Annotated in this window: 22 protein-coding genes and 2 tRNA genes; 5 read left to right on the top strand and 19 right to left on the bottom strand. The window is 37.2% G+C overall.

What is annotated here, in order from left to right; translation table 11 throughout:
* Positions 1–5: 5 nt before the first annotated feature.
* Positions 6–995, bottom strand: a complete 990-nt coding sequence (gene pgl, locus GWI58_RS12045) for a 6-phosphogluconolactonase (protein WP_094960200.1) — start codon at positions 993–995, stop codon at positions 6–8.
* A 148-nt stretch (positions 996–1,143) separates the two neighbouring features.
* On the opposite strand from pgl, the gene GWI58_RS12040 reads away from it, so the two are divergent.
* The gene (locus GWI58_RS12040; protein WP_094960199.1) at positions 1,144–1,965 is read left to right on the top strand and encodes a pyridoxal phosphatase; all 822 of its coding nucleotides are present in this window, start codon (positions 1,144–1,146) and stop codon (positions 1,963–1,965) included.
* 69 nt (positions 1,966–2,034) lie between these two features.
* On the opposite strand, the gene modC is transcribed toward GWI58_RS12040, so the two are convergent.
* From modC to GWI58_RS12020, 4 genes are all read right to left on the bottom strand, one after another.
* Entirely contained in the window at positions 2,035–3,099 is a 1,065-nt protein-coding gene (gene modC, locus GWI58_RS12035) for a molybdenum ABC transporter ATP-binding protein ModC (RefSeq protein WP_094960198.1), read from the bottom strand.
* Positions 3,093–3,785 (bottom strand): molybdate ABC transporter permease subunit, encoded by a 693-nt coding sequence (gene modB / locus GWI58_RS12030; RefSeq protein ID WP_004244453.1) that lies wholly within the window; start codon positions 3,783–3,785, stop codon positions 3,093–3,095. The genes modC and modB overlap by 7 nt, the downstream gene beginning before the upstream one ends.
* A 17-nt stretch (positions 3,786–3,802) precedes the next feature.
* Positions 3,803–4,573 carry a molybdate ABC transporter substrate-binding protein gene (gene modA / locus GWI58_RS12025; RefSeq protein WP_004244452.1) on the bottom strand — a complete coding sequence of 257 codons (771 nt, stop codon included), beginning with the start codon at positions 4,571–4,573 and terminating at the stop codon, positions 3,803–3,805.
* A 534-nt stretch (positions 4,574–5,107) separates the two neighbouring features.
* Positions 5,108–5,251: an AcrZ family multidrug efflux pump-associated protein gene (locus GWI58_RS12020; RefSeq protein WP_004247559.1), complete on the bottom strand. Its 144-nt coding sequence runs from the start codon at positions 5,249–5,251 to the stop codon at positions 5,108–5,110.
* A gap of 158 nt (positions 5,252–5,409) precedes the next feature.
* Here GWI58_RS12020 and modE point away from each other — a divergent pair, with 158 nt between their 5' ends.
* Entirely contained in the window at positions 5,410–6,201 is a 792-nt protein-coding gene (gene modE / locus GWI58_RS12015) for a molybdenum-dependent transcriptional regulator (RefSeq protein ID WP_004244449.1), read from the top strand.
* A 209-nt stretch (positions 6,202–6,410) separates the two neighbouring features.
* Here modE and GWI58_RS12010 read toward each other — a convergent pair whose 3' ends face one another.
* From GWI58_RS12010 to GWI58_RS12000, 3 genes are read right to left on the bottom strand one after another with little or no spacing between them, the layout of a single operon-like run.
* On the bottom strand, positions 6,411–6,722 hold the full coding sequence (locus GWI58_RS12010) for a hypothetical protein (protein ID WP_004244448.1): 312 nt from the start codon (positions 6,720–6,722) through the stop codon (positions 6,411–6,413).
* Positions 6,722–12,130, bottom strand: a complete 5,409-nt coding sequence (locus GWI58_RS12005; protein ID WP_161769196.1) for a two-partner secretion domain-containing protein — start codon at positions 12,128–12,130, stop codon at positions 6,722–6,724. Before GWI58_RS12005 ends, GWI58_RS12010 begins: the two co-directional genes overlap by 1 nt.
* Positions 12,131–12,145: 15 nt before the next feature.
* Positions 12,146–13,705: a ShlB/FhaC/HecB family hemolysin secretion/activation protein gene (locus tag GWI58_RS12000; RefSeq protein WP_135091507.1), complete on the bottom strand. Its 1,560-nt coding sequence runs from the start codon at positions 13,703–13,705 to the stop codon at positions 12,146–12,148.
* A 175-nt stretch (positions 13,706–13,880) separates the two neighbouring features.
* Here GWI58_RS12000 and modF point away from each other — a divergent pair, with 175 nt between their 5' ends.
* Positions 13,881–15,347, top strand: coding sequence for a molybdate ABC transporter ATP-binding protein ModF (modF, locus tag GWI58_RS11995; RefSeq protein WP_094960196.1), 1,467 nt, complete (start codon positions 13,881–13,883; stop codon positions 15,345–15,347).
* Between the two features lie 350 nt (positions 15,348–15,697).
* Positions 15,698–16,450: a 2,3-diphosphoglycerate-dependent phosphoglycerate mutase gene (gene gpmA / locus GWI58_RS11990; RefSeq protein WP_004244443.1), complete on the top strand. Its 753-nt coding sequence runs from the start codon at positions 15,698–15,700 to the stop codon at positions 16,448–16,450.
* A 72-nt stretch (positions 16,451–16,522) separates the two neighbouring features.
* Here the strand turns inward: gpmA and aroG are convergent, their stop codons facing one another.
* A complete protein-coding gene (gene aroG / locus GWI58_RS11985) occupies positions 16,523–17,581 on the bottom strand; it encodes a 3-deoxy-7-phosphoheptulonate synthase AroG (protein ID WP_004244442.1) in 1,059 nt (352 codons plus the stop codon).
* Between the two features lie 243 nt (positions 17,582–17,824).
* Positions 17,825–18,553: a nicotinamide riboside transporter PnuC gene (pnuC, locus tag GWI58_RS11980; RefSeq protein ID WP_110229843.1), complete on the bottom strand. Its 729-nt coding sequence runs from the start codon at positions 18,551–18,553 to the stop codon at positions 17,825–17,827.
* A 239-nt stretch (positions 18,554–18,792) separates the two neighbouring features.
* Between pnuC and GWI58_RS11975 the strand changes: the two genes are divergently transcribed.
* Positions 18,793–19,683, top strand: a complete 891-nt coding sequence (locus GWI58_RS11975) for an aminoglycoside 6-adenylyltransferase (protein WP_004244440.1) — start codon at positions 18,793–18,795, stop codon at positions 19,681–19,683.
* A gap of 155 nt (positions 19,684–19,838) precedes the next feature.
* Here GWI58_RS11975 and GWI58_RS11970 read toward each other — a convergent pair.
* The 9 genes from GWI58_RS11970 to ybgC form a co-directional block, all read right to left on the bottom strand.
* A tRNA-Lys gene (locus tag GWI58_RS11970) sits at positions 19,839–19,914 on the bottom strand.
* 30 nt (positions 19,915–19,944) lie between these two features.
* A tRNA-Lys gene (locus tag GWI58_RS11965) sits at positions 19,945–20,020 on the bottom strand.
* Between the two features lie 152 nt (positions 20,021–20,172).
* Entirely contained in the window at positions 20,173–20,946 is a 774-nt protein-coding gene (gene cpoB / locus GWI58_RS11960; protein ID WP_004247552.1) for a cell division protein CpoB, read from the bottom strand.
* 9 nt (positions 20,947–20,955) lie between these two features.
* A complete protein-coding gene (gene pal, locus GWI58_RS11955) occupies positions 20,956–21,453 on the bottom strand; it encodes a peptidoglycan-associated lipoprotein Pal (RefSeq protein ID WP_012367670.1) in 498 nt (165 codons plus the stop codon).
* A 45-nt stretch (positions 21,454–21,498) separates the two neighbouring features.
* A complete protein-coding gene (tolB, locus tag GWI58_RS11950; protein ID WP_004244437.1) occupies positions 21,499–22,794 on the bottom strand; it encodes a Tol-Pal system beta propeller repeat protein TolB in 1,296 nt (431 codons plus the stop codon).
* A 142-nt stretch (positions 22,795–22,936) separates the two neighbouring features.
* Positions 22,937–23,980, bottom strand: a complete 1,044-nt coding sequence (gene tolA, locus GWI58_RS11945; protein WP_071425294.1) for a cell envelope integrity protein TolA — start codon at positions 23,978–23,980, stop codon at positions 22,937–22,939.
* Positions 23,981–24,007: 27 nt separating this feature from the next.
* Positions 24,008–24,433 carry a colicin uptake protein TolR gene (tolR, locus tag GWI58_RS11940; protein ID WP_004244435.1) on the bottom strand — a complete coding sequence of 142 codons (426 nt, stop codon included), beginning with the start codon at positions 24,431–24,433 and terminating at the stop codon, positions 24,008–24,010.
* A gap of 22 nt (positions 24,434–24,455) precedes the next feature.
* Positions 24,456–25,142 carry a Tol-Pal system protein TolQ gene (gene tolQ, locus GWI58_RS11935; RefSeq protein WP_004244434.1) on the bottom strand — a complete coding sequence of 229 codons (687 nt, stop codon included), beginning with the start codon at positions 25,140–25,142 and terminating at the stop codon, positions 24,456–24,458.
* Positions 25,142–25,537 carry a tol-pal system-associated acyl-CoA thioesterase gene (gene ybgC, locus GWI58_RS11930; protein WP_004247549.1) on the bottom strand — a complete coding sequence of 132 codons (396 nt, stop codon included), beginning with the start codon at positions 25,535–25,537 and terminating at the stop codon, positions 25,142–25,144. The genes tolQ and ybgC overlap by 1 nt, the downstream gene beginning before the upstream one ends.
* Positions 25,538–25,818 lie beyond the last annotated feature (281 nt).

Here is a 25,818-nt window from a genome sequence, read left to right as displayed (position 1 = left end):
AATACTTATTTGGTGACTACAGTGACCCACATCGCCCCTTTTCCGACTGGGTAACAAGCTAATTCCGTTAATGCGCCGGTTTGCCTATCAATACGAGAAACAGAGACAAAATCAGATTTCTGACCGCAAGAAATGAGATAATTTCCTGTATTATCAATATTAAAACCGCGTGGTTGTGTCTGTGTTGTATAATGACCTACAGGTTGTAGATGATCCCCTGCTTCTGAAACTGCCATTACACTAATCAAGCTTTCCGAACGTTCACTGGCATAGAGGAAACGACCGTCTGGGGTAATATGGATATCAGCGGCCCAACGTGTGCTATTGAAAGTTTCTGGCACAATATCGATGGTTTGCATTAAACGATAAAGATCACCCATACGGCGATAAACATTGATTGTTGCATCTAATTCATTAAGGCAATAAAACACTTCGCCATTAGGATTGAACGCTAAATGACGCGGCCCTGCATTTATTGCTGTGGTTAACTCTTCGCTACGTGCTTCACTTAAATGTCCCTCTTCTGAAAGATTAAATAGACGAATATGAGCTTCACCTAAACAGGGAACAATAAGCTGCTTGTTATGCCAATCAATATTAGAAGAGTGTGGTTTATTTAATCCTTCAATAAGTTGTATCGGCGCTTGAGCAATACCTTGTTGATTAATCGGCAATACCGCTAAGTTACCTTGGTGATAAGAAGGAACAAACAAAAAGCGTTCTGTTTTATCCAAGCACAGATGAACTGGTGCACTTGGAATTGCCGTTATTGCTTTTTGTTCTAACTGGCCATCAGGTGCGATTTCAAAGGTCACCACACTAAAATGAGGACGAATGCCAACATAAAGATGTTTTCCATCTGCACTAGCCACCATAGGTTGAACTTGTCCTGCAACCTCAACAACCTGTAGTAGATTCATCTCTCCCGCGTTATTTAATGTATACGCATGGATTTGATGACTCTCTGGACTTGCTACGTAGACTACCTGTTTCATCCTTTCTCCTTAAAATCGATTACCTATTGATTTGTAAAGAATAATAACTTAACCAACTGATACCTGTCACGATTAAGCTAGTTTATCTTTGCTAGGTTAACGTGTAACATCAGCATCATTGCATCTTTATACTATCAAGGGGCTTATTATGTCGTACCGCGTTATTGCACTGGATCTTGATGGCACATTGCTTGATGACCAAAAACGTATCCTACCGGGATCTTTAACTGCTCTTAATCTTGCCAGAAAAGCGGGCGTTAAAGTACTCATTGTAACAGGTCGTCACCATGTTGCTATTCATCCATTCTATCAAGCGCTAGATCTTGATACACCCGCTATCTGTTGTAATGGTACTTATCTTTACGACTACCTCGGTAAAAAAGTGCTTGAATCTGATCCTTTAACCCCCGAAGAAACACGCGCGGTACTCGACTTGGTTAAACAAACCGATGTGCATCATTTAGTCTATGCAGATGATGCAATGATGTATGATCAACTTACCGCTGCCGTACAGCGTACACTTAATTGGGCTGATACTCTTCCTATGGCACAACGCCCTAATTTAGTCAAAGTAGATGATTTTTACCAAGCAATGCATCATGTTGATTCTATCTGGAAAATAGCGACCACAACCCCCAATCACGATGAGTTACGTGCTTTAATCGAACAAGTAGAACAACAAGTCGGCTTAGAGTGTGAATGGTCTTGGGTCGATCAAGTTGATATCGCCAAGAAAGGTAATAGCAAAGGTCGCCGTTTACAGCGTTGGGTTGAAGCCAATGGCATGAAGATGAGTGATGTTATGGCATTTGGTGATAACTTCAATGACTTAAGTATGTTAGAGCACGTTGGTTTAGGTGTTGCTATGGGCAACGCATCAGATGAGGTCAAAGCACGCGCTAAACTGGTGACTAAAAATAATAATCAGCCCGGTATTGCAGAGACTATTCATAAATATATTTTGTCTTAACTACTTGCTATTCAAACAACAAAGCCTCATCTATGACGAGGCTTTATTTTTATAAATCAATAAAATAAATTAAAGATGGCGACTTAGTGAAATACTTTTTATTTGCGCATAAAGCCACTGCCCTTCTTGAATATTGAGTTCATCTCTCGCCCAAGGGGTGATCCGCGCCCATAAATAATTGCCATCATTAACCAGTTTCACATCTACCTGATCATCATGTTTGATCATTTCGACCACTTTCATATGTAATATATTACGGATACTACTATTTGATGGGCGAGTGGTAGTTAACGATACATCTGAAGCATCAATACGAACGCGCACATCGCGACCTATTTTTGCCTCTATTTGTGGCAACCACAGTACTTGATTACCAAAGGCAGTCGCCGTCATCGCATAATGGCTATGATGTTCAACGACCATAACATTTGCAACACTGCTTAACGTCTCTTTTTGTAACCAAGGGCGTAATGCGCTACTGGCCCAAACATCTTCTAACTTACCCATTGCCTTAATTTTTCCGGCATCCATAACAATCACATTATCAGCAAGTCGAATAATCTCATCTAGACTATGGCTCACATACAAAATAGGTATTTGTACATCTTGTGAAAGTTTTTCTAAATAGGGTAATAATTCACGCTTGCGGGGTAAATCAAGAGAGGCCAATGGTTCATCCATTAGCATAATATCGGGTGCAGTTAATAATGCACGTCCAATAGCCACACGTTGTTTTTCACCACCAGATAGCGTAATAGGAAAACGCGAAAGTAGATGTTCGATACCTAATAGATAAATAATTCTATCAAACTGTACTTTCATTGTTGGTGACATACCGTAAAGTAAATTTCCTTTTACGGTATAATGAGGAAATAGTCGTGCATCTTGAAATACATAGCCTACTTTGCGCTTTTCGGGTGGCAGATAAATTTTCTTCTCAATATCCACCAATGTGTAATTATTTAACACAATATGTCCTGAATCAGGTTTGGTTAAACCACCAATCACATTAATGAGCGACGTTTTACCTGCGCCAGATAAGCCAAATACCGCCGTGATACTTTCTGTTGGTAATTGAGTATTCACTTCCAGACACAAAGAGCCCAGTGTCTGTTTAAAATTCATCTCTAGCATACGCCCCCCAATCTTTTACGACCCCAACGAGTTAGCCACTCTGAAGCCATTAAAGAGACGAGCGCCAAAATAATTGCAATGACACATAAACGGGCGGCATCCATTTCTGCCCCCGGTGTTTCAATTAACGTATACATAGCCAAAGGGATCGTTCTGGTTTCCCCTGGAATATTGGAGACGAAAGTGATTGTGGCGCCAAATTCACCTAATGAGCGAGCAAAGGCCAATACGATCCCCGCAATAATGCCAGGCATAGATAATGGTAACGTTATAGTAAAAAAGACACGTAATGGTGATGCGCCTAATGTTCTTGCCGCTTGTTCCATACGTTGGTCGACAGCTTCTAGTGCTAGTCTAATTGCTCTTACCATCAGTGGAAATGCCACAACAGCTGAGGCAAGTGCCGCCCCTCGCCAACTGAAGGTAAAACTAAATCCAAACCAATTATATAGCCATTCACCAATAAATCCGCGTCTCCCCATGCTAATTAATAATAGATAACCAACAACAACGGGAGGTAAAACTAAAGGTAAATGAATAATGCTATCAAGCAATGATTTACCGGGAAAACGAACCCTAACTAACAGCCAAGCCATCAATATACCAAAAGGAAGACTAATTATTACTGCAATTGTCGATACCTTAAGGCTTAAAAGAATCGCTTGCCATTCGTATTCACTTAACATCTCCAAAAGTATAATTCCTAAAGTGGGCTAAAGCCGTATTTCTTAAATATTTCTGCGGCTTGAGGTGTTTTTAGATAGTCATAAAAATCACGAACAGCTTTATTATCCTGTCCTTTTACAACTGCCATTGGATACTCAACAGGTTTGTGACTATCAGTTGGGAATACCCCAACCACTTTCACTTTGTCACTGGCAACAGCATCAGAGCCATAGACAATACCTAATGGTGCTTCATCTCGTTCAACTAATGCCATGCCGCTACGAACATTATTAGTGCGCGCCATTTCCGGACTCACCACATCCCATGCACCTAAATATTCTAATGACTCTTTAGCATAGATACCAACAGGTACATGATCTGGATCACCCACAGCTAATTTTCCACCATTAAGTAAGGATTTCCATTTAGTATCCTTATTAATAACAACATTGTTTAATTTGCTATCTTTAGGGGCAATTAACACTAAGTCGTTACCTAATAATGTATGTCGTGAATCAGTCACCATTAAATTCTTATTAATAACATAATCCATCCACTGCTGATCGGCAGAAATAAATAGATTTGCAGGTGCTCCTTGCTCAATTTGGCGAGCAAGTGTTGAAGAGGATGCATAAGAAGCAACGACATCCGCTTGTTTTTCCTGTTTATATTGTGCCGAAATTTCATTAAGCGCATTAGTGAGAGAAGCCGCCGCAAATACCGTTATTTTTTCCGATGCCATACTTTGGCTCACTAAAGCAAAAGAGATAATCGCACCAGCCAGTAACTTACCTGATAATTTTTTCATGTTGAGTTCCACTTAAATAGGACAATAACCACGCTGTATATATCAAGATACAACGTAAAATGAAAGGATAAGTTGATTAAAATTGGTTATATATCAATAAATATAGCGATAAATAGGGAGACAAAAATGGCGATAGCAATGGAGATAGAAATGCAGTCAACAACGGGACAACTTGAAATTAAATAGCTAACAGCTAAATACTCTAAATAATTCAAGCTGTAGCTAGGCGACAAGTGAATGAGTCGCTAGGAGCATACATAAGTATGTGACTAGTGCGAATGAACGCAGTCAACAACGCTACAACTTGAAGTTAAATAGCTAAATACTAAATACTCTAAATAATTCAAGCTGTAGCTAGGCGACAAGTGAATGAGTCGCTAGGAGCATACATCAGTATATGACTAGTGCGAATGAACGCAGTCAACAACGCTACAACTTGAAGTATGACGAGTATTTGAGGAGTATTTGAGGAGTATTTTAGGAGTATTAAAAACAGCCCTTCACAATAAAGGGCTGTTCTAAATAGAGGGGTAATTATGCTTTTTTATCAGCCTTTGACTGACTAGGTGAAATTAAGTTAAAAATCTCGCCTAAACCATAAATAATGCCCATGATAAGTACCATCACAACAGGTACCATCAAGAGAGCGAACCCTAAACTTTTCAATAATTCAAACATGATAACCTCTTTATCATGGTATATTCGGAAAGCCAGAGTTGGCATTTCTTCACGAATAACGAATAATAACGCTATAGTTGTATCTATTCTAGAGAATTATCGTTTTGTGTCGGCACAAAAAATGCGATAAACAGACAAACCAGAAGAAGCCTATCATTATGCAAGCAGAAATATTACTGACACTGAAACTTCAAGATAAGCTCTTTGCTGATCCACGCCGTGTTGCGCTGTTAAAACAAATTAAAGCAACAGGCTCAATTAGCCAAGGGGCGAAAATGGCGGGCATTAGTTATAAAAGTGCTTGGGACGCCATCAATGAAATGAATCAACTGGCTGACGAACTCCTTGTTGATAGAGCAACTGGCGGTAAAGGGGGGGGAGGCGCCACACTGACTCATTATTGTGAACGCTTACTACAACTTTATGATCTACTAGGACAAATTCAACAAAAAGCCTTTGATGTATTAAAAGACGATTCATTACCTTTAGACAGCCTTTTAGCGGCTATTTCACGTTTTTCGTTACAGACCAGTGCCAGAAACCAATTTTTTGGCACCATTATTGAACGCGATCACTTACAAGTACAACAACATGTTAATGTTCAGCTTGCTGATCAAAAAACGGTTATTCGCGCGGCGTTAACTGAAAAAAGCGCCGATCGTCTAAATCTTAAAGAAGGCAAAGAAGTACTGGTTTTAATTAAAGCGCCATGGGTCAATATAGAAAAAGGCGCCTCTGTAGCACAACAATATGACAATGCGCTATCAGGCACCCTAACCCAAATTGAAACGGGCAATGAAAATAGCGAATTAGTGGTAACGTTAGAAGGTGGACTAGAAGTGTGTGCGACTTGTTCTAACCAGCATGTTACACAACAAAAGCTACATATTAATGATACCGTAACAGCGTTATTTAATGCCGATCAGGTGATTATCGCTACATTATGTTAATTATTAGCATGATGGCTTTTGAGTAAAAATAACACCATCACTTAATTGATATTTTAAAAATTATATTAAGTGATGGTTTTTCGACTAATACAACGTGTAAAAGCTTTTTTTATTGATGCAATTAATACTTTGCCAATACAATGGATTTTTAACGTTATAATTGTATTGTTATATATAATTTATTAATCTAATATTCCATCCATAAACTATCATTTAATTATCTCACTATTTGATAAAGCAATAATCTCTTTCATATAACGATGATATTGTTTCCCCTTTTTCATAATAGCATAATCTTTAATTGATAAAATATCCGTATGGTTAATAGAATTATTTAACCTCGACACTTCAATAAAAATAACATCCTTGCTATTAATTAAGTAAGTATAAACATCCTCTAATTGTTCTATCATATGATATAAACAACATGCTGATTTCAATGATGGAAATACTTTTTTGAGGTACGGAATGATAATTTTATTTTCTGAATCCTTAAATTTTAAAAAAGCTTCATTTGTCATCACTTTATTTCCCCAGGGGTAGTAGTTATTAAATTTCCATTTTTATCTGTGAGCATAGTAATTATGTTAGTTGGCTGTTTACTAAATTTATCAATTCCTATATTTTTATCAAGCTGAATCACTCTTTCATACAAAATATCAATACTATTGGTGTTTTTATTATATGATTCTCTCGTTTTATTAATAGGAATCTTAATGACAGCAGGACTTAATAATATATCTTTAATTTCCTGTTCACTAAGCGTAAATTGGCTAGCATTTTGCGCTCCTGAAAAATGACGTTTTTGTACATGCAACCAACCTGATTCAACATCTCCCACTTTAATATTAATCCTAGATTGAACAATAGGATGTTCTAATTCATTTTTAAAAACTACGGTTTTGGCTCCATTAGATACTTTATATCCATTCGTAGTTACTCCTGAATATATTATAAACTCCCCGTTATTGATTATTTCAATAGCTTTTTTGTTGGTAGTTATTAATAATTTTTCTTGTTCTACTATCGGTTTTATAGCAGTTATATTTAATTTTCCTGAAGTCATTAAAGACTTTGAACTATTAGCTAACATGCTAGAGAAAGCTTTAGCACTTTCTTCTGAACTAGCTAATACTTTATAACCAGTACCAACGGTGACACCAGCGATTGCAGCTTCTGGAGCTGATATCCCAGCAATATTAATACCTAGCTGATTAGCACAATAAACCCAATTAGCTTTACATGTACTAAATGCAGCTTGCGTAATAGCAATAAGTTCTGGTGTTGCTGCAATAACAGTGTGACCACCAATAATGCTCGCACTTCCTCCTAAACCAAGAGCAATCGCAATCATCCCTGCATTTTGTCGATTTACAACTCTTTCTGCTGCTGCAACATCACCTTTTGACGCTGCAATTATGTCCTTATTATTTTCTAGTGCTAGCTTTGAAAGCATATGTTCGCTGTAATTATGTCGATAAACTAACTCCGCAGAATTAGCCGCAGAAAATACGCCCTCAGGCTTACGAGTCACAATAGCGCCTGTCAGTGCACCAATTAATTTAGTGAGCTGTGTTTTTCCTTCATTGCCATGTAGTGCCTCTTGAATTAATGCAACTTGTCTGTCAGTTTCATTTAAATAACTAGGCTCAAATAATTTACTTTGTAGCGATATTGCCGCTATTTCTGCTGCCAAGGCGCCGGCTACTGCACCTGTTACACTGCCTCCTGCAATTTCAGCACTCACTCCTGCAACAACAGAATGGCTTAAAACCTTTCCTGCATGCCCTAATATCGCACCGTTATCACCAATGAGATTGGCACCTTCAGCGTGAAATTGACTGCCGATATGGCTTAATAGCGCAGTTTTAAAATTATCAATAAAACTGCCACCTTGAATGGCTGTGCCCAGTGTAGAACTCACTACTGACTGTGAGGCAACGCGTTGAGCAACTTGAGTCCATGTGGCATTATCCGTCGCAAGCAACTTGCCTGTTGTCGGTAATGTTCCCCCCTGTATTGCTTGATCCCAACCCATAAATTGGTCAAGACCTTGCAAGGCGCCTGCAACGGCCATACTGGTGACAATGGATTTCACCGTATCACTGCGACTTAAGGCGCCAAATGTTTTAGAAATATTGCCTTGATTTTCGGCTAAAGAGACCGCAGCTTGCGAAACTAAAGAAGCAAAACCGGCTTGTGCCGCAACTGATGCCGTTGACGCAACCCCCGCAGAGGCTCCTGCAGCAATAGTGGCATTACTTGCCATTCCTCCTATTGAGGCAGCTGTTGCCGTACCATAAGTTGCAACCCCTACCGCGATGGCAATAACCGCACCAACAACTGGATTTAACTGCTGGGTTTTATCATCCCAACTGGAATAAGTGTCTTTCACTAAATTCCAATTAATATTTTCTTGACGTTGGAGCGCATTAAGCCAAGCATATTCTGGTGTGTTACTTAAGGCAGTTAATGCCTGCTCTAAAGATTGCTCTTTTTTGGCTTTAATATCTGCAGATATGCCTTTTGGCGCATCGATAGTCAGCTTTCCGCCAATATAGAGTTCAGGTAATAGCCATGTTCCCTTGGTGTATCCCTGATTACGTTGAGTGATATATATATCTTTTGAACGAGTAATAACTTGTTTAAAAGCAGTATCTTTCACCGCTTTAAAATTAATGCCTCCTGTTTTACTGGTTAATTTGGCATTCTTTGCTGTCTCTAATTTGCTTGCTTCTAAAGTGATATCATCTTTAGCAATTAAATTAATATCGTCATTAGCAATAAACTCGGTAACTTTATTCGTTGTGTTATTAAATGTTTTGGTATATTTCTTTTTAGTCGCACACAGTGTCCACCAATTACATTTTTTCTTTTCTTCTTCATAGTAACTGGATTCTTCCATTGCCTGTGCATAAAGAAATCCACCTTTAGCAGCAATATCCATCTTTTTATTAGCAGCCAATTGAGAGGCCTGAAATAAAATACTGCCCTCAGATAATAGTGTTAGATGATTACCGCTATTAATTTCAGTACTGACTTGTTTACGAAGTTCTTCTAACTCTGAATCCGACTCTTTACGAAAATGTGTTCTTACTGATCCCAATTGGATATTGCCACCACTGGAAATAGCAATATCCCCCTCTGATTTAAGTGAACTTCCTTCTGTTGTGAGTGAGCCTGATGATGCAATAGAAATACCTTTATTTCCCATAATGGATGTGGTGGTATATTGAATGTCTTGCGCATCTTCGTGGGGATCTTCGATGGCGGAATAAGCATTTGCACCCAGTTTTATATTTCTACCCGCTAATACAATAACTTTATCTTTTGAATTTAATACTGTTGAACTTAAATCAATATCACGCGCAGCATTTAAAATAAGGTTATTATCTGAAAATAATTTAGATTGTAGTTTGGGGTAATGAATATCACTGAAAAAAGGAGCGGCTTCTTTTATTAATTTGGAGGCAAGAAAAATATCTTGTCCTGCATTAAAAGTTATTTCTTTGTTACTATAATATTTTATTCCCTGACTAACAATATCTTTGCCAGCCATCAAGCTTATATTATTCTTACTTTTCCAAAGCCCCATATTAAATAAAAACGCTGAAATATATTGTTCATATCTAAAATTTGGCATTAGATTGAAAAATAAAGACTCATCGCGTTTTATTTTAATATTCTCTAATGCTGATAAACTTTTTTCATTTGATTCATTAATTATTACATTTGAAATGTAAATGTTTTTACCTGAATAAAAGTCTATTTTTTCAGACACATCAATAAATGGTGCCTTAATGCTATTCAGAGTATAAGAGGCTATAGGGCTAAATGAATAATTAATATCTCCATTCTTAGTTATGATGGAAAAATGCTTTGCCGTTACATCTATATTTTCAGAATTAACATTATCAATTGCTGTTAAATTTACAATATCACCAGATAATAAATTTGAATTACTTATATTTATATTTTTATTAGCAATGACAGATAACGAGTTACTTGATTTTAAATTTAATGAGATATTTAAATTATTAGCATTTAATAGTATATTTTTAGCTAATATAGTACTTTCAAAATCAGATATTCTTCTATACTTTTTAATTTCTTTTTCTAAAAATGGAAATTTACGTTCTAACGCTATACTATCTTTAAAATCTAAAACTAAATTATTACCTGCTTTTATCATATATTCAGAAGCACTATCTACAATAAATTCATAATGACTTCCAGTTTTAGTAAAGGGAATAAAATGAACTATTTTTTGAAATTTTGTTTCATCAATATTATATTTGTTTACATCATCTCGATAAAAAATATGAGCATTATCATGAGAATAAAGATCCCATTTATTAAGGTGTCCAAACCGATAATAGTATACTTTTGCATTGTTTCCCGTTGCGATAAGATCATTAGTTGCAAAAATATCAGATTGGGTATTAAAAAACTCGTTAGATTGTATATATAAATTTTTACCAGAATAAATAACACTAGGAACATACTTTTTATTCTTTTCAAATAATGAGCGTTCTACATTAACACCTCCATTATTTTTTAAATCTAATAGATCAAACCACTTTTTATCAGAGAGTTCTTTTAATTCAGCAAGTAAAATAATTATAAGGAAATTATTCGTAGGGCTATTGTAAGGATGAAGAAAATGAGTACCTATATTTATAGACGATGTAGAATCAGGCTCTTGCTTTATTTCTTTAAATAAAGGAGTAATAGATTCATTAACCAATTTCTTGGTTCTAATAATCAAATCACCCTGTTCTGTTTTTATGGTGGCTGATTGATTTTCAATTAAACTACTTGGTTCACCCTGTGCATTTTTTTGTATCCATAAATTATCTTTTGCTTGAATAAGCGCTTTTTCACCTTTATTAGTGAATTTATCTACGAATAAACGCATATCCTTTTCTGCGATAATATCACTATGATTCGTTAGCGTATTAGTTGCTAATGTAATATCTCTTTGCGCTTTTAAGCTGGCATTACTATTCATTTGTAGCGCTTTGCTACTAACATTAATATCTTGCTCAGATTGAATATTGCCATTAAAGGTAATTTTGCCATCAACTGTTAAATTGATACTATTTTGTTTTGTTTGAATATCAGTTAAATTAACACCGACCCCTTTTTCTGTGCTAACTAAGCGTATTTGATTGGCATACATTCCACCCAATGCTTTTGTATCAATAGCGACGGTCGGTTTTACACCTTCTCCATTAATGCTATTTACTGTCCCTTTGCCGAAATCAATATGGTTATTCCCTTGCATTAAAGAGAGATTTTTAGCATTTATCTTTCCATTTATTTCAATACTACGACTAATAATATCGGCATAATTTTGCAAATCGGCATTCATACCTTGCTTACCAATAACAATACTGCCTTTTTTTACTTCTAGTGCCGAATAGATACCTTGAGGGCTAAATTGAGGCTTTCCTGTCGTGAGAGTAATTGATGGAGTATTAATAAATGAGCAACCATCACAACTAATTCCATTAGGATTAGCAATTAAAACATCCGCTTGTTGCCCTGCAACTTCTAATTTACCTAATAACTGTGAACGACTATTACCGACAACTTCATTAATAATTAAATTAGCCGTATTACCTTTTAAATTTTTATTAGCAGATATTTTTTTTGCCAATTGACTATTGGCATCAACTTGCGAATTATTAAGTACTGCCCCCTGTTTATTAACATTAAAGACATTAAACCTATTATGAGAAACACCACTGTCATTAGGTGTTGCTATATTAATAATAGGAATATTATTTTGCTGATTTATTGTTATCGTTTTATCAGATGAAGTAATGACAGAGCCCCAAGCAGGATGCAATGGGTAAATAGCGGTTAAATAAATAACACAATAGCTTATTAAACGCTGTTTTCGCGAAATATCCTTTTTATGCATAAAAAACTTCCTTATTTAAAGAGCAAAAGAAATTGACCAAGATAAAGACCATTGGTTAGCATTTGACCACTTTGGATAAATGAATGGTTTGTTTATCAATAGTTGTGAAGAAAAAGGGGAACGATAAAATGAAAGCCCCATAGCGCCAGCTAATAAAGACTGTTGCTTTGTTTCATATTGATCAGAATAGATAACGCCATAATCAACAGCCGTAATAAAACGCCATTGACCTAAAAATGAATTTATCCATGGTGTATTAATTTCATTACGCCAATAAAGTCCTCTATTGGCACTAAGCTTATTTTGTTTAGCACCACGAACCGCATTTAATCCATCTATGGTTATTTTTTCCACACTATAAAGATTATCAGATGTATATTGACCATAAAAAGACGTAATATAGGAGATAGAGTAAGGAAATAAATATTGATAATGTATATTTAGACTCAATTTTCTATAGTGACTTCGGGGTGAGTTTTCAGCAATATAATCAGGTGATGCCCCAAAAAAAGACAACCCAATTTCTGCTGATGGATTAATAGATAAATAACCTGATGTCAGATTAAAATGATATTGAGGGGCTAATGATAATGATGTTAATGTTGGGCTATTGATTAATATCGGCTGTTTGGCTAATTCCGTTCTTACTTTTTTATGTTTTAATATGCCTTTTAATATTATCTTCTTCTTACTATCCCGATAAAGTAAACGACTAATATCAACTTGCTGATTAGTATTTATACTTTTATAGATATATTGATTACTATAACTTTTAATAAAATGAGAAGAACGGTTATAAGATAACTGATATTGATAAAACCAATAGCCATAGGGAATGTTTATACTCGCTGTATAGCCTCTATAATAATGTGAATGTAATAAATCTGTATTACTGTTTAAGGAGAGATCCCACTGCTCTCCAAATCCAAATAACGAATCTATTGTTGTGGTATTCGTCAGTAAAATTTCACCTGTTGCTTTTGAACCTGAATTATCAATAGTAAGTTGATTTCTGAAAGGATGCGTTTTGTTTTTCTTATAAATAAAAATAGTCGAGTATCCTATTCTGTCACTAGGTTGAATATCTAATCTATATTGTGATGTTGTTAATCGATTAAGTTGTTCAAGCCCATGCTCTAACTCACGTAAATTAAGTCGTTTATCTTGATATGAAGGAAATAGAATATCAACCATGGGAGAAGTCATGTTATCAATAAAGATTGATTTTATCTTTCCTTCAATTACGTTAATGGTTAATTGATGATTTGAGAGATCTTGATCGGCAATAAAAGCTTGTGAAGTAATATAGCCTTTTTCAATATACGCATTAGTCATTGATTTAATGATATGTTGCATATCACTTAATGTTAAACATTTATTTATATATTTAGATATTAATTCTTTTTGTGCCTTATTAGTTAATAAACCATTCCTTTCTATTTTTATTTCATTAATTAAGAAGCAATTATTTACATTATTATTTATTTCTGCAAAAGTTATCTTACTTATCGTTAATAAAAATAGCGCCATTAATCCTAATAAATAGTTAACACATTCCCTTTTAATGTTATTCATATAAACGAGTCCTTATGTTTTTATTAAAATAACATAAATAATCTTGCCCATCTTTTATCTTTTTTATTCTCTCTGCACTATTTTTACTTAAGCGATCAGCAACAAATATTGACAAGTTTTAATTAAACCGATATTGGTAAGTATTCTACTTGTAATAAAAACAAGGATAATAATAATGAAGTACTTGCAACTCACAAAAACACAGTTTCGCTTAAGTGATACACTCTGCTTGCATATCGATGATTTAACTATCAATGAAGGAGAAAGTTGGGCATTCGTTGGTAGCAATGGTAGTGGTAAAACGGCACTCGCTAATACATTATGCCAAGAGGGGATTTTATTATCGGGTGAGCTTATTAATAGGTTTACTCGTCCGATTAATCTCTCTTTTGAAAAATTACAAAAAATGATAGAGGAAGAGTGGCTGCGTAACAATACAGACTTATTAAGTGAAGATGAGGATGATACGGGATTAACCGTGGCTCAGGTGATCCAAATGCAGGTAAAAGATAATGATCGCTGCCTATTATTAGCAAAACAATTTGGTATTGATGCACTTTTATCAAGGCGTTTTAAATATCTTTCAACGGGAGAGTCTCGTAAGGTACTGCTTATTCAGTTATTGATGAATAAACCTGATCTATTAATTTTAGATGAGCCTTTTGATGGTTTAGATATTGACTCTCGTCGTACATTAAGTGAGTTACTTTCATCACTACATCAACAAAAGCTAACGATTGTTCTTATTTTAAATCGCTTTAATGATATTCCTGATTTTGTGCAAAATGCTGGCTTATTGATTGACTGTAAACTCGTGGCACAAGGTAAAAAAAGTGATATTTTATCAGACTCAGTAATTGCGCAATTATCTCACAGTGAAACACTTGAAAATCTGATCTTACCCGCCTCAGACTCCGTTGATGCAGTTCCTACCTTACCACCAACGCTTTCCCCTATTATACTTAAGGATGGCGTGGTCAGTTATAATGATAAACCTGTGCTCCATCACTTAACCTGGGAAGTTAAACCACAACAACATTGGCAAATATTAGGTTCTAATGGCGCAGGAAAATCGACCTTATTAAGCTTAATCACAGGAGATCATCCTCAGGGCTATAGCAATGATTTAACACTATTTGGTCGTAAAAGAGGCAGTGGTGAAACCATTTGGGAGATCAAACGCCATATTGGTTATGTTAGTAATGCCTTACATCAAAGCTATCGCGTCTCTTCAAGTGTGAAAAATGTCATTATTTCTGGTTTTCATGACTCTATTGGTATTTATCAAGCCGTTACCGATAAACAGCAAAAATTAGCGGATGAATGGCTAACACTAATTGGTTTAACTGCACTCGCTAACCATCCTTTTCACTCACTTTCATGGGGACAACAGCGTCTAGTATTAATTGTAAGAGCATTGGTTAAACACCCGACATTATTGATCCTCGATGAACCACTACAAGGATTAGATACAACCAATAGACTATTAGTACAGCGCTTTATTGATATCATGATAAGCCATAGCAATACTCAACTACTATTTGTTAGTCATCATCAAGAAGATGCACCTCACTGTATTACCCATCGACTGATTTTTATTAAAGAAGGAGATATCTATCGTTACCAACAACAACCCTGTTAACTAGATATAGGCTATTTTTAAGGTAAGATACATCATCACACTGAAGAAAAGGGTATTTGTTATCGATAGATGGCGATGATTTTAACGATAGATTTATAGAGCATATTTTTTACTGATAATTATCCAGAATCGGCTTTTCGTTTCTTTTCACCGATCCCGTTAAATTAATAGCTTGATCGATTAAGCAAAAGGTGTAATAACTGTGTAATATTTCATCAAACAATCGTCATTTTTGACATAATCCCCCTAGTTTTGTTAGTTATGTTTGGCGTTCTTGTTGATGATCCATATAATGATTGCAGTCCTGATTTTAAACTTATATTAAGAAAGTAATTATAGGAGTCTAAACTATGGCAGTAACTAAGCTTGTGCTAGTTCGACACGGTGAAAGTGTATGGAACAAAGAAAACCGTTTTACAGGCTGGACTGACGTTGAATTGTCAGATAAAGGCCGTAATGAAGCGCAAGAAGCAGGTAAACTGCTGAAGGCTGAAGGTTTTACTTTTGACTACGCATATACTTCTGTACTAAAACGTGCAATCCACACTCTGTGGAACATTCTTGATGAAGTTGATCAACAATGGCTGCCAGTAGAGAAAAGCTGGAAACTAAACGAACGTCACTACGGTGCATTACAAGGCTTAAACAAAGCTGAAACAGCTGAAAAATACGGTGACGAGCAAGTTAAACAATGGCGTCGTGGTTTTGCGGTTACCCCACCAGAGTTAACTAAAGATGATGATCGCTTCCCAGGTAAAGATCCACGTTATGCATCTTTAACTGAAGCAGAACTGCCATTAACAGAAAGCTTAGCGTTAACTATCGACCGTGTAACACCATATTGGGAAGAAGTCATTAAACCTCGCGTTGCTTCAGGTGATAAAGTGATTATTGCCGCTCACGGTAACTCACTGCGCGCTCTGGTTAAATACCTAGACAATATGAGTGAAGAAGAAATTCTTGAACTGAATATCCCAACAGCAGTACCTTTAGTTTACGAATTTGATGAAAATATGAAACCAATCAAACGTTACTACTTAGGTAATGCAGAAGAAATCGCAGCAAAAGCCGCGGCTGTTGCTAACCAAGGTAAAGCAAAATAATTTTACTTTTATTTTGAATTAGATAAAAAAATGCCACTTTTGAGTGGCATTTTTATTAATAAAAACAGACTATTATGATTTATTACGACGAGTAGCGACTGCATCGGCTAATTGGCGTAATAACGTTTCTGTATCATCCCACCCAATACAAGCATCTGTGACACTTTTACCGTATACCAAAGGTTCACCACTTTCTAATGATTGATTGCCCTCTTCTAAATGACTTTCAACCATTACACCAATTAAAGCTTTTTCTCCTGCGCTAATTTGTTGGCAAATATCGGCACCAACCTCCATTTGCTTCTTAAATTGTTTACAGCTATTGGCGTGGCTAAAATCAACCATAACATTTTGGGGTAATCCTGCTTTTTTCAGACCTTCTTTTACGGCAGCAACATGTTCTGCACTGTAATTAGGCTCTTTACCGCCCCGTAAAATAATATGGCAATCTTTATTCCCTGCAGTACGAACTATCGCTGAGTGACCCCATTTAGTTACCGATAAGAAACAGTGTGGAGAGCCTGCAGCATTGATGGCATCAATCGCCACTTTAATTGTGCCATCGGTGCCATTTTTAAAACCAACAGGACAAGATAGTCCGGAGGATAATTCTCTATGCACTTGAGATTCTGTTGTTCGAGCACCAATGGCTCCCCAACTCATCAAATCAGCGACATATTGTGGGGTTATCATATCTAAAAACTCGCCAGCCGTTGGTAATCCACTATCATTGATGGTTAATAGCAAACGACGAGCAATGCGTAATCCTTCATTAATATCAAAGGTACAGTCCATATGTGGATCATTTATCAGCCCTTTCCAACCGACTGTGGTACGTGGTTTTTCAAAATAAACTCGCATCACAATTTCAAGTTTATCTTTCAGCTCTTCTCTTAATAAATTTAAACGCTGAGCATATTCCAGTGCCGCGTTAGGATCATGAATAGAGCAAGGCCCAATCACCACTAATAGGCGATCATCTTTTCCAGCAAGGATTTGATGAATAGCTTCACGGGCATGACGAACTGTAAACGCCGCATTGTCAGTGGCTGGAAACTTTTCCAATAATGCCACTGGCGGTAAAAGTTCATTGATTTGTGTTATTTTAAGATCATCATTCTGGTAATTCATTCCCGTGTTCCACTCTATTATTATCTAGTCAATATGATTTCTGTTTCTTCAATCTAACCATTCGTTTTCTCTCTGTAAACACCCTTAAGAGCCTAAACAGCCCATGACGATAGATAACAAAAATATCGAAAACAAGTAATAGCACCATTAAGTAAAATAATGATTTGAAATTGCCTAGAATAGAAGAATAAACACAATGAATAGCAAGGCTGGAGAGAAATATAACTCTACCAGCCTTTTTTATTATGAGAGATAATTATTTTTATTTGAATGCGTTGCTGATTTGATCCACAAACGAGAGCCATTAATAGCGATAGCCAATAAGATGATATATTCAATAGACATGGCATAAACACCCTGTTTATAAAATATAACAATACTAATGACATTAATAACAGACCAAATTAACCAGTTTTCTACCAATTTGCGTGTCATTAAGATCATAGCCACAATGGAGAGTACCGTCATTGTTGAATCCCAGAATGGATAAGCATCTGGCTCGATAACAGGTGTGGCTAAATTTGCCCCGAAGACATTTAAGATATCAACAGCAATAACCGCTAAATAGCCAAAAACAGTATCAATATTAAACGTTAGCGCAATAATGGCAGCAATGGAGACAATGATTAATACGATTTGTTGGCCCGGCTTTAACCAACGTATTTTCAATTCTGCTTGTTCAAAATCATTCACTCTACTCCATGCATACCAACCATAAATATTGGCAGCAAAGAAGAAAATTTGTAGCAGTAGACTGGCATATAACTGGATCTGGAAAAAAATAATGGCGAATAAAGTGACATTAATTAACCCAAATAAATAATTAATGATCTTTTCCTGGCTCGCAAGCCATATACATAATAATCCAGCAATAGTCCCTATAGCTTCAATCCATGAGAGTGGATAGCCTTCTTTTCCTAATGGAATATTGACTAAAATATTATTGATACTAAACCAACTAATGACATCCATTTGACAACCCCGACTTAATCATAGAAAAAACAAATAAAATATGGATTATTGCGACATTGTTGCAAAGTGATAAAGATATATATACATTCCTATCAATGATAGCACTTAGTTTAAAATATTAAACAAAATGCCATTTATTTACCATAAAAAACAAAAAGTGTTTTATATAATAAATATGCTATTTTTTTATTCATACTTACAACAAATAACTTTATCTACTATAACAACTAGAGAGAAATATGGAGCCAATCACCCGCTTAATCGATCGCATGTTATCTTTTGCATTACTTGATCCTCGAATTGAGGCTGTGGTATTAACAGGCTCAGTGGGTCGTAATAAAAAGATAGACAGCTATTCTGATATTGATATAGAGCTTATTGGTCACGGTGCGACCGAGCTCGCAAAAAACCAACATTGGCTATCACAATTTGGTAAACACCTCGTCTCTTTAGCAACAGAATGTGAAGATCCGAACGGCATTCGCTGGCCAATCTATTTGCACGTATTAGCTCAAGGCCGAAAAATGGATATTTTGATGGCAGAGCCTGAAAGAATTATCAATATGAAACAAAATGGTCTAAGTCCAGTTTATCAACGAGGCTATCGTGTTTTACTTGATAAAACAGGTTTATGTGACCAACTTCCAGAAATTAGCACTGTAACTCCCCCAGCCCTTTCCATAGAGCAAGCTGATGCCTTGGCTCAAGAGTTTTGGTTTGAAGCCACACAAATCGCTATAGCTATCTTACGTAATGAATTTTGGTTCGCTGAATATCGTATGAGTGATATAAGGGAATGGTTGATCCGTTTACTAGAGCAAGTTGCTCTGCAAACATCAACACAAGATGTCTGGTATCAAGGCAAAAACTTACGGGAGTGGTTACCTAAGTTTTATTCATTACGTTCATTAGAAAGCACACTGGCTATGAGTACCCCTTATGAAGCAGCTGCTGCATTAAGTATTATCATGGCTTTTTTTATTGATGCTTCAAAGCGTTTTGGTTTGTCGATAGAAAAGGCAACACAAGCTCAAACACTTATTAGCGATTGGTTTATTGATAATGAACTATTAACTGAAAATGAATATTACCAAATAACCACTTCCATTATTTGTCATTATCCAACTTAAGTGAGATCAGATAGTTTTTTCAGCAATGGAGAAGCTATCTATTTACATCCTCTATTTGAGTAACTTGAGTAATAAATACAAAAACGAGTTATAGAGAGCATTTTTAGATAGAATGAGAATGGCGTGTGATAAAAGACTAGAAAAGCATATTGAAATGGTGGGTCGTGGGCGACTCGAACGCCCGACCAATTGATTAAAAGTCAACTGCTCTACCGACTGAGCTAACGACCCATTTCATAAAATGGTATGTAAATTCGAAAATGGTGGGTCGTGGGCGACTCGAACGCCCGACCAATTGATTAAAAGTCAACTGCTCTACCGACTGAGCTAACGACCCTTTTCGAACTCGCCACATTCTCTGTGGCAACGGCGGGTAATAATACTGATTTAATGTTATTGTGCAACGTTTTTTTTCAAAAAAACATTCAAACGCTGAAAAAACAATCAGTTAACCCCGAAAATGTAACATTCACATTACGGGGCCAATAATTATAGTGCTGCTAACTGCTTTTGTGCTAATTTTGCACCAGCACTGTTTGGATATTGCTTAACCACTTGTTGATAAATAGCTTTCGCATTATCCTTTTGCCCTTTCTCTTGCATAATAAGCCCTATCTTATAAAAGGCCTCACTTGCTTTTTGAGATTTTGGATAATTTTTCACAACAATAGCAAAAGTACTCGCAGCCTGATCTTTATTACCTTTTAGATAATACATTTGCCCCAACCAAAATTGAGCATTTGATTGATAGCTAGACTTCGGATAACTTTTAATAAAGTTGTTTAATGCAACAATTGCCTTATCGTAATCTTTTGAATTCAATACAATATCAATTGCCGCGTTATAATCGGCTTTTTCATCACCTGTTGACGACGAACTCGTACTTGTATCAGATGTTGAAGGTACATTGCCACCCGTTGAAGCCTCATCCGTTGTTGGTGCTGAGTTGCCACCATTTAGGCTATCTAATTGTTGATAGATATTACGTTGACGCTCTACAACTTGGTTTAACTGGTATTGATTTTCCTGAATTTGACCACGCAACATATCAATATCGCGTTGAGAATCTGCGAGTTGTTGCTGTAATTGGGTCAAAAGCTGACTATGAGCATTAGAGATACGCTCAAGTTGGGCGAGTCGTTCATCAGTAGAGCCTGAACCGATATTACTGATTGGCGCTTGGGCAATAGCGGCTACAGGAGCCGCTACGCCAACCAGTAACAACAGACTCATCAATAAAGGTCTGAAGTTACTGTTGTTCATGCCGTTCTCTTAGTAAACCAGTACTGCACGACGGTTTTTCGCATAAGCGGCTTCGTCATGACCCAGTACAGCAGGTTTTTCTTTACCGTAAGATACGATTGCTAATTGATCAGCTGATACGCCTTTACCTTGCAGATACATTTTAACTGCGTTTGCACGACGTTCGCCTAACGCGATGTTGTATTCTGGAGTACCACGTTCGTCAGCATGACCTTCGATAGTAATGCGTACTGAAGGGTTAGCACGCAGGAATGCAGCGTGAGCATCTAACAGTTGAGCATATTCTGAAGTAACGTCATATTTATCAAAACCGAAGTAAACAATGTTAGTTTGTTTCAGTTGTTCTAATTGCTGACGTGCTAATTCTTCAGCAGTAGGGCCTTGCTCAGTAACAGGTACATTGTTGCTTGTATCTGTTTGATCGTCGTTTTTGTTTGAGCTACATGCTGCAACAGCAACGAGTGGTAATGCTAACATCAACCCTTTAAACACTTTGTTTAATTGCATCTCTAATTGTTCCTTTATTTGTTTGCCATACATAATTCTTATGCATCACATAAACGGAGACCAGGCAGGTGATTTAACCTGACCATCAGTCGCCGGAAGACGCGCTTTGAAACGTCCATCAGTCGATACTAGTCGCAAAATGGTTCCTAAGCCTTGAGTAGAGCTATAAATAACCATAGTGCCGTTAGGCGCGATGCTTGGCGTTTCATCCAGAAACGTATCTGTTAAATATTGAACAGCATTCGTTTCTAGATCCTGCTTAGCGATATGTTGCCTACCGCTTTCAGAACTCACCATAACTAAGAAACTACCATCAGGACTTACTGCAGGATTTTGGTTTTGTTTTCCTTCCCAAGTAATACGTTCTGGCGTTCCTCCGTTAATATTAATTTTATAAATTTGAGGACGTCCGCCTTGATCCGAAGTATAGACCAAAGTCTGTCCATCAGGCATCCAAGTCGGTTCTGTATTATTACTTCTACCATTGGTTACCTGTGTCATATTGCCACTGGCTAAATCCATTACATAAAGATTTAGACTACCGCTTTTTGACAGTGCAAAGGCTAATTTAGAGCCATCTGGAGAAAAAGCAGGTGCACCATTATGTCGAGGGAAAGAAGCGATTTGACGCACTTCCCCCGTTGCTAATGTCTGTACAACTAAAGCAGATTGACCACTTTCAAATGTGACATATGCTAGTTTAGCACCATCAGGAGACCAAGCGGGTGACATTAATGGCTGTGATGAACGATAAACGCGATCTTGATTAAATCCATCATAGTCAGATACACGTAATTCATATGGATAAGCGCCACCATTAGTCACAACGACATAAGCAATACGGGTACGGAACGCACCACGAATGCCAGTTAATTTTTCAAAGATTTCATCACTGGCGGTATGAGCAGCATATCGTAACCATTTATTGCTGATTTTATACTCACTTTGCGCTAAAACCGCGCCTGGAGAGCCAGCAACATCAACTAATTGATAGCTAACAACATATTGACCATCAGCCGAGGGCTGAACACGCCCTACAACCACTGAATCAATACCTAATGCTGTCCAGAGTGCAGGTTGAACTTCAGAAGCGGTAACGGGTTGTTGAGGCAAACGATTCATATCAATAGGGTTAAATTTACCACTATTTCGTAAATCAGCCGCAATCACTCCAGCAATATCTTCTGGCATTTGACCTGTGCCTTCCCATTTAAAAGGAACAACACCAATAGGGCGTGCAGTATTCACCCCTTGTGTAATTTCAATGCGAACTTCTGCATTAGCGAGCGTTGTAACGCATAATATCAAAAGTCCGAAAATAACATTTAATGCCTGCTTCATCATGTCTCCCTTTTATTATTGCGGTTATTGCGCAATAACGCACAGAATAGTAACAAACGCTTTTAAACAACACCATACAACACATCAATAACATTCTAAAATAGAGATAAATTAATGTATGTTTTCCTACTATCAGACAGTTTTATGGCTTAAACTCAATTGTTGGTGATTTTACTTGTTCGTAAATATCTTTCGGTGGCTTAGGCAATGTTGCCATTTTAGCCGCTTGTAATGCAACTTGGCATAAAGCCGGATCACCGCCTACCGCTTTTGCACTTACTAACATACCGTCTGGTGCAATACTTATTTTAAGGTCACATTTACGACCTTTATATAAATCAGAATCAAAAAACTTCTGTTCGATGGCAACTTTTACTTGCCCAGTATAGCGATCAATGCCCGCAGCATTTGCCCCAGAGCGATTACCACCACCTTGACCTGCTGCAGAAGCCCCCGATTGTTTATCGCCTTGAGCAACTAATCCATCGAGTAGACTATCAACCGCTTTACTTTGTTGCTGTGCAGCGGCTTTCGCTTTAGCTTCCGCTGCTGCTTTGGCTTTAGCTTCTGCGGCTGCTTTCGCTTTAGCATCGGCTTCAGCCTTCGCTTTTGCCTCAGCTTCTGCTTTTGCCTTCGCTTCTTCTGCTTTCTGTTTCGCTGCTAATTCTGCTTGTTTCTTCGCTTCTGCCTCTGCTTTGGCTTTCGCATCAGCTTGCTCTTTTAAAATACGATCGCGTTCAGCTTTAGCTTGTGCGGCAGCTTCTTCAGCCTGCTTTTGCTCTTCTTTCGCTTTAGCAGCGGCGGTGGCCGCTTCACGACGTTGAGCTTCTGCAGCCTCTTTTGCTTGCAAACGTTCCACTTCTAACGCTTTTAAACGTTCTTGTTCTTTAATTTGTTGTTGGCGTAGCTCTTCTTCTTGTTGCTGCGCCCGCGCTTTACGTTCTTGTTCTGCTTTTTGGACATTAGCTTGTTGCGCCTTTTGCTGATTATACTCTTGTACTACCGCATTAGGGTCAACCATAATAGCATCAATAACTTGCCCATCAGATCCACCGCCACCGCCTAAATTCCATTTCTGAGTTAACGATCCCCAGATAAGCAAAGCGATGATCAGTAAATGCAAGACAGTAGACAAGATAACTGAACCGCTCAATTTACTTCGGATTGGTTTCGTCTTCTTTCCCACGCTATTATCCAAACTTATTTCAGCCTACTAAAGAGGCTGAGTCATTAAACCGACAGACTTAACACCCGCTTGACGTAACATGTTGAGTGCTTTAATTATCTCATCATAAGGAACATCTTTAGCGCCACCAATAAGAAAGACCGCTTTCGGGTTTTTTTCTAATTGTCGTTTTGCTTCAGCCATAATCTGTTCTTGAGGTAAAAGCTCTAAAACCTCTTGTTCAACACGGATATTATATTGCCCCACTCCAGCAACTTCGACAATTACAGGCGGGTTATCACTGGTTGAAACAGTCTGTGTTTCTGTTGCTTGTGGAAGATCAACCTCAACACTTTGTGAAATAATTGGCGCTGTTGCCATAAAAATCAGCAAAAGCACCAATAACACATCAAGCAAAGGTACTATATTAATTTCTGATTTTACGCCTCGGCGGCTACTGCGACCTCGTGCCATCAGCTCTCTCCTTTTGCGTTAACTATTTCTTTTCTGCGGAGACAAAAGCTTGGCGATGTAAAATCGTCAGGAACTCTTCCATAAAGTTATCGTAACTTTGTTCCAACTTATTTACACGTTGCGTAAAGCGGTTATAAGCCATAACTGCGGGGATGGCCGCAAATAAACCAATGGCTGTTGCAATCAACGCTTCAGCAATACCGGGTGCCACCATCTGTAAAGTTGCCTGTTTAACGCTACCTAAAGCGATAAATGCATGCATAATCCCCCATACCGTACCGAATAAGCCAATATAAGGACTAATTGACCCCACCGTACCTAAAAAAGGAATATGCGTTTCTAAGGACTCTAATTCACGATTAAATGAAACACGCATTGCACGGGAAGCCCCATTAACAACGGCATCGGGTGCATGAACATTCGCTTGATGTAGTCGTGCAAACTCTTTAAAACCAGAATGAAAAATTTGTTCTGCCCCTGATAACTCGTCACGACGAGCTTGGCTTTCTTTATATAGACGAGCCAAATCAGTGCCTGACCAGAATTTATCTTCAAAATCTGCCGCTTCACGATCTGCTGCATTCAATACTTTCGTACGTTGAATAATGATCGCCCATGAGGCAATAGAAAATCCGATTAATAACAACATGATCAACTTAACTAAAAGCCCCGCTTTTAGAAAGAGATCGATAACATTCATGTCAGCCACTACTTAAACTCCGCGATAATGGACTTAGGAAGCCCTACAGGCTTCATTTTTAATGAATCAACGCAGACAACTAATACATCTGCCCTACACAGTACCACACCATCTTGATTGATAAGCTTTTGAGAAAATGTCATTGATGCACCACGTAATGTAGTAATTTCACTTTCTACTTTCAGAAGCTCATCGAGCCGTGCTGGCGCAATATAGTCAATGGTTAATTTACGCACAACAAACGCAACATGATCATACTCCCGTAAATCATGCTGATAAAAACCTTTTTCTCTGAGTAATTCTGTTCTTGCTCGTTCAAAATATTTTAAATAACTGGCATGATAGACCACACCACCGGCATCAGTATCTTCGTAATAGACACGAACTGGCCAAAGAAACCGCATAATTCCGTCCTTACATCCCTTGAGTAATCCCATAAATAATTAAGCTATAGATTTGTTAACTATACTTAAGAGGTGCCTCTAAGGGAATCATAGTAACGTAAAGAATAGAAAACACCGTTTTCAGACGCCAATCATAAACTCTTCTTTGCAACACGCAATATGCTTTAGCGCCTGAATAGAAAAAATATTTTTATTAGTTCAGCATTAAAATGCTTGCTAATTAACAATTAATAGTTTAGCACTCTGATTCAAACTTTTTCCCAACCAATAAAAAAACCAGT

The organism is Proteus sp. G2674 (genome assembly GCF_009915195.1).
GTDB classification, from domain to species: Bacteria; Pseudomonadota; Gammaproteobacteria; order Enterobacterales; family Enterobacteriaceae; genus Proteus; species Proteus mirabilis.
Note: the sequence above shows the minus strand (reverse complement) of the source record. Positions and strands in the feature narration are given on the sequence as shown.

Bases quoted from the DNA above. Each gene is read 5' to 3' on its own strand.
- cpoB (WP_004247552.1), bottom strand. From the start codon at position 20,946: ATGAACAACAGTAACTTCAGACCTTTATTGATGAGTCTGTTGTTACTG.
- GWI58_RS12005 (WP_161769196.1), bottom strand. From the start codon at position 12,130: ATGCATAAAAAGGATATTTCGCGAAAACAGCGTTTAATAAGCTATTGT.
- gpmA (WP_004244443.1), top strand. From the start codon at position 15,698: ATGGCAGTAACTAAGCTTGTGCTAGTTCGACACGGTGAAAGTGTATGG.
- aroG (WP_004244442.1), bottom strand. From the start codon at position 17,581: ATGAATTACCAGAATGATGATCTTAAAATAACACAAATCAATGAACTT.
- modB (WP_004244453.1), bottom strand. From the start codon at position 3,785: ATGTTAAGTGAATACGAATGGCAAGCGATTCTTTTAAGCCTTAAGGTA.
- pgl (WP_094960200.1), bottom strand. From the start codon at position 995: ATGAAACAGGTAGTCTACGTAGCAAGTCCAGAGAGTCATCAAATCCAT.
- ybgC (WP_004247549.1), bottom strand. From the start codon at position 25,537: ATGCGGTTTCTTTGGCCAGTTCGTGTCTATTACGAAGATACTGATGCC.
- modF (WP_094960196.1), top strand. From the start codon at position 13,881: ATGAAGTACTTGCAACTCACAAAAACACAGTTTCGCTTAAGTGATACA.
- pnuC (WP_110229843.1), bottom strand. From the start codon at position 18,553: ATGGATGTCATTAGTTGGTTTAGTATCAATAATATTTTAGTCAATATT.
- GWI58_RS12020 (WP_004247559.1), bottom strand. From the start codon at position 5,251: ATGTTTGAATTATTGAAAAGTTTAGGGTTCGCTCTCTTGATGGTACCT.
- modC (WP_094960198.1), bottom strand. From the start codon at position 3,099: ATGCTAGAGATGAATTTTAAACAGACACTGGGCTCTTTGTGTCTGGAA.
- GWI58_RS12010 (WP_004244448.1), bottom strand. From the start codon at position 6,722: ATGACAAATGAAGCTTTTTTAAAATTTAAGGATTCAGAAAATAAAATT.
- pal (WP_012367670.1), bottom strand. From the start codon at position 21,453: ATGCAATTAAACAAAGTGTTTAAAGGGTTGATGTTAGCATTACCACTC.
- modA (WP_004244452.1), bottom strand. From the start codon at position 4,573: ATGAAAAAATTATCAGGTAAGTTACTGGCTGGTGCGATTATCTCTTTT.
- GWI58_RS12040 (WP_094960199.1), top strand. From the start codon at position 1,144: ATGTCGTACCGCGTTATTGCACTGGATCTTGATGGCACATTGCTTGAT.
- GWI58_RS11975 (WP_004244440.1), top strand. From the start codon at position 18,793: ATGGAGCCAATCACCCGCTTAATCGATCGCATGTTATCTTTTGCATTA.
- GWI58_RS12000 (WP_135091507.1), bottom strand. From the start codon at position 13,705: ATGAATAACATTAAAAGGGAATGTGTTAACTATTTATTAGGATTAATG.
- tolR (WP_004244435.1), bottom strand. From the start codon at position 24,433: ATGGCACGAGGTCGCAGTAGCCGCCGAGGCGTAAAATCAGAAATTAAT.
- tolB (WP_004244437.1), bottom strand. From the start codon at position 22,794: ATGAAGCAGGCATTAAATGTTATTTTCGGACTTTTGATATTATGCGTT.
- modE (WP_004244449.1), top strand. From the start codon at position 5,410: ATGCAAGCAGAAATATTACTGACACTGAAACTTCAAGATAAGCTCTTT.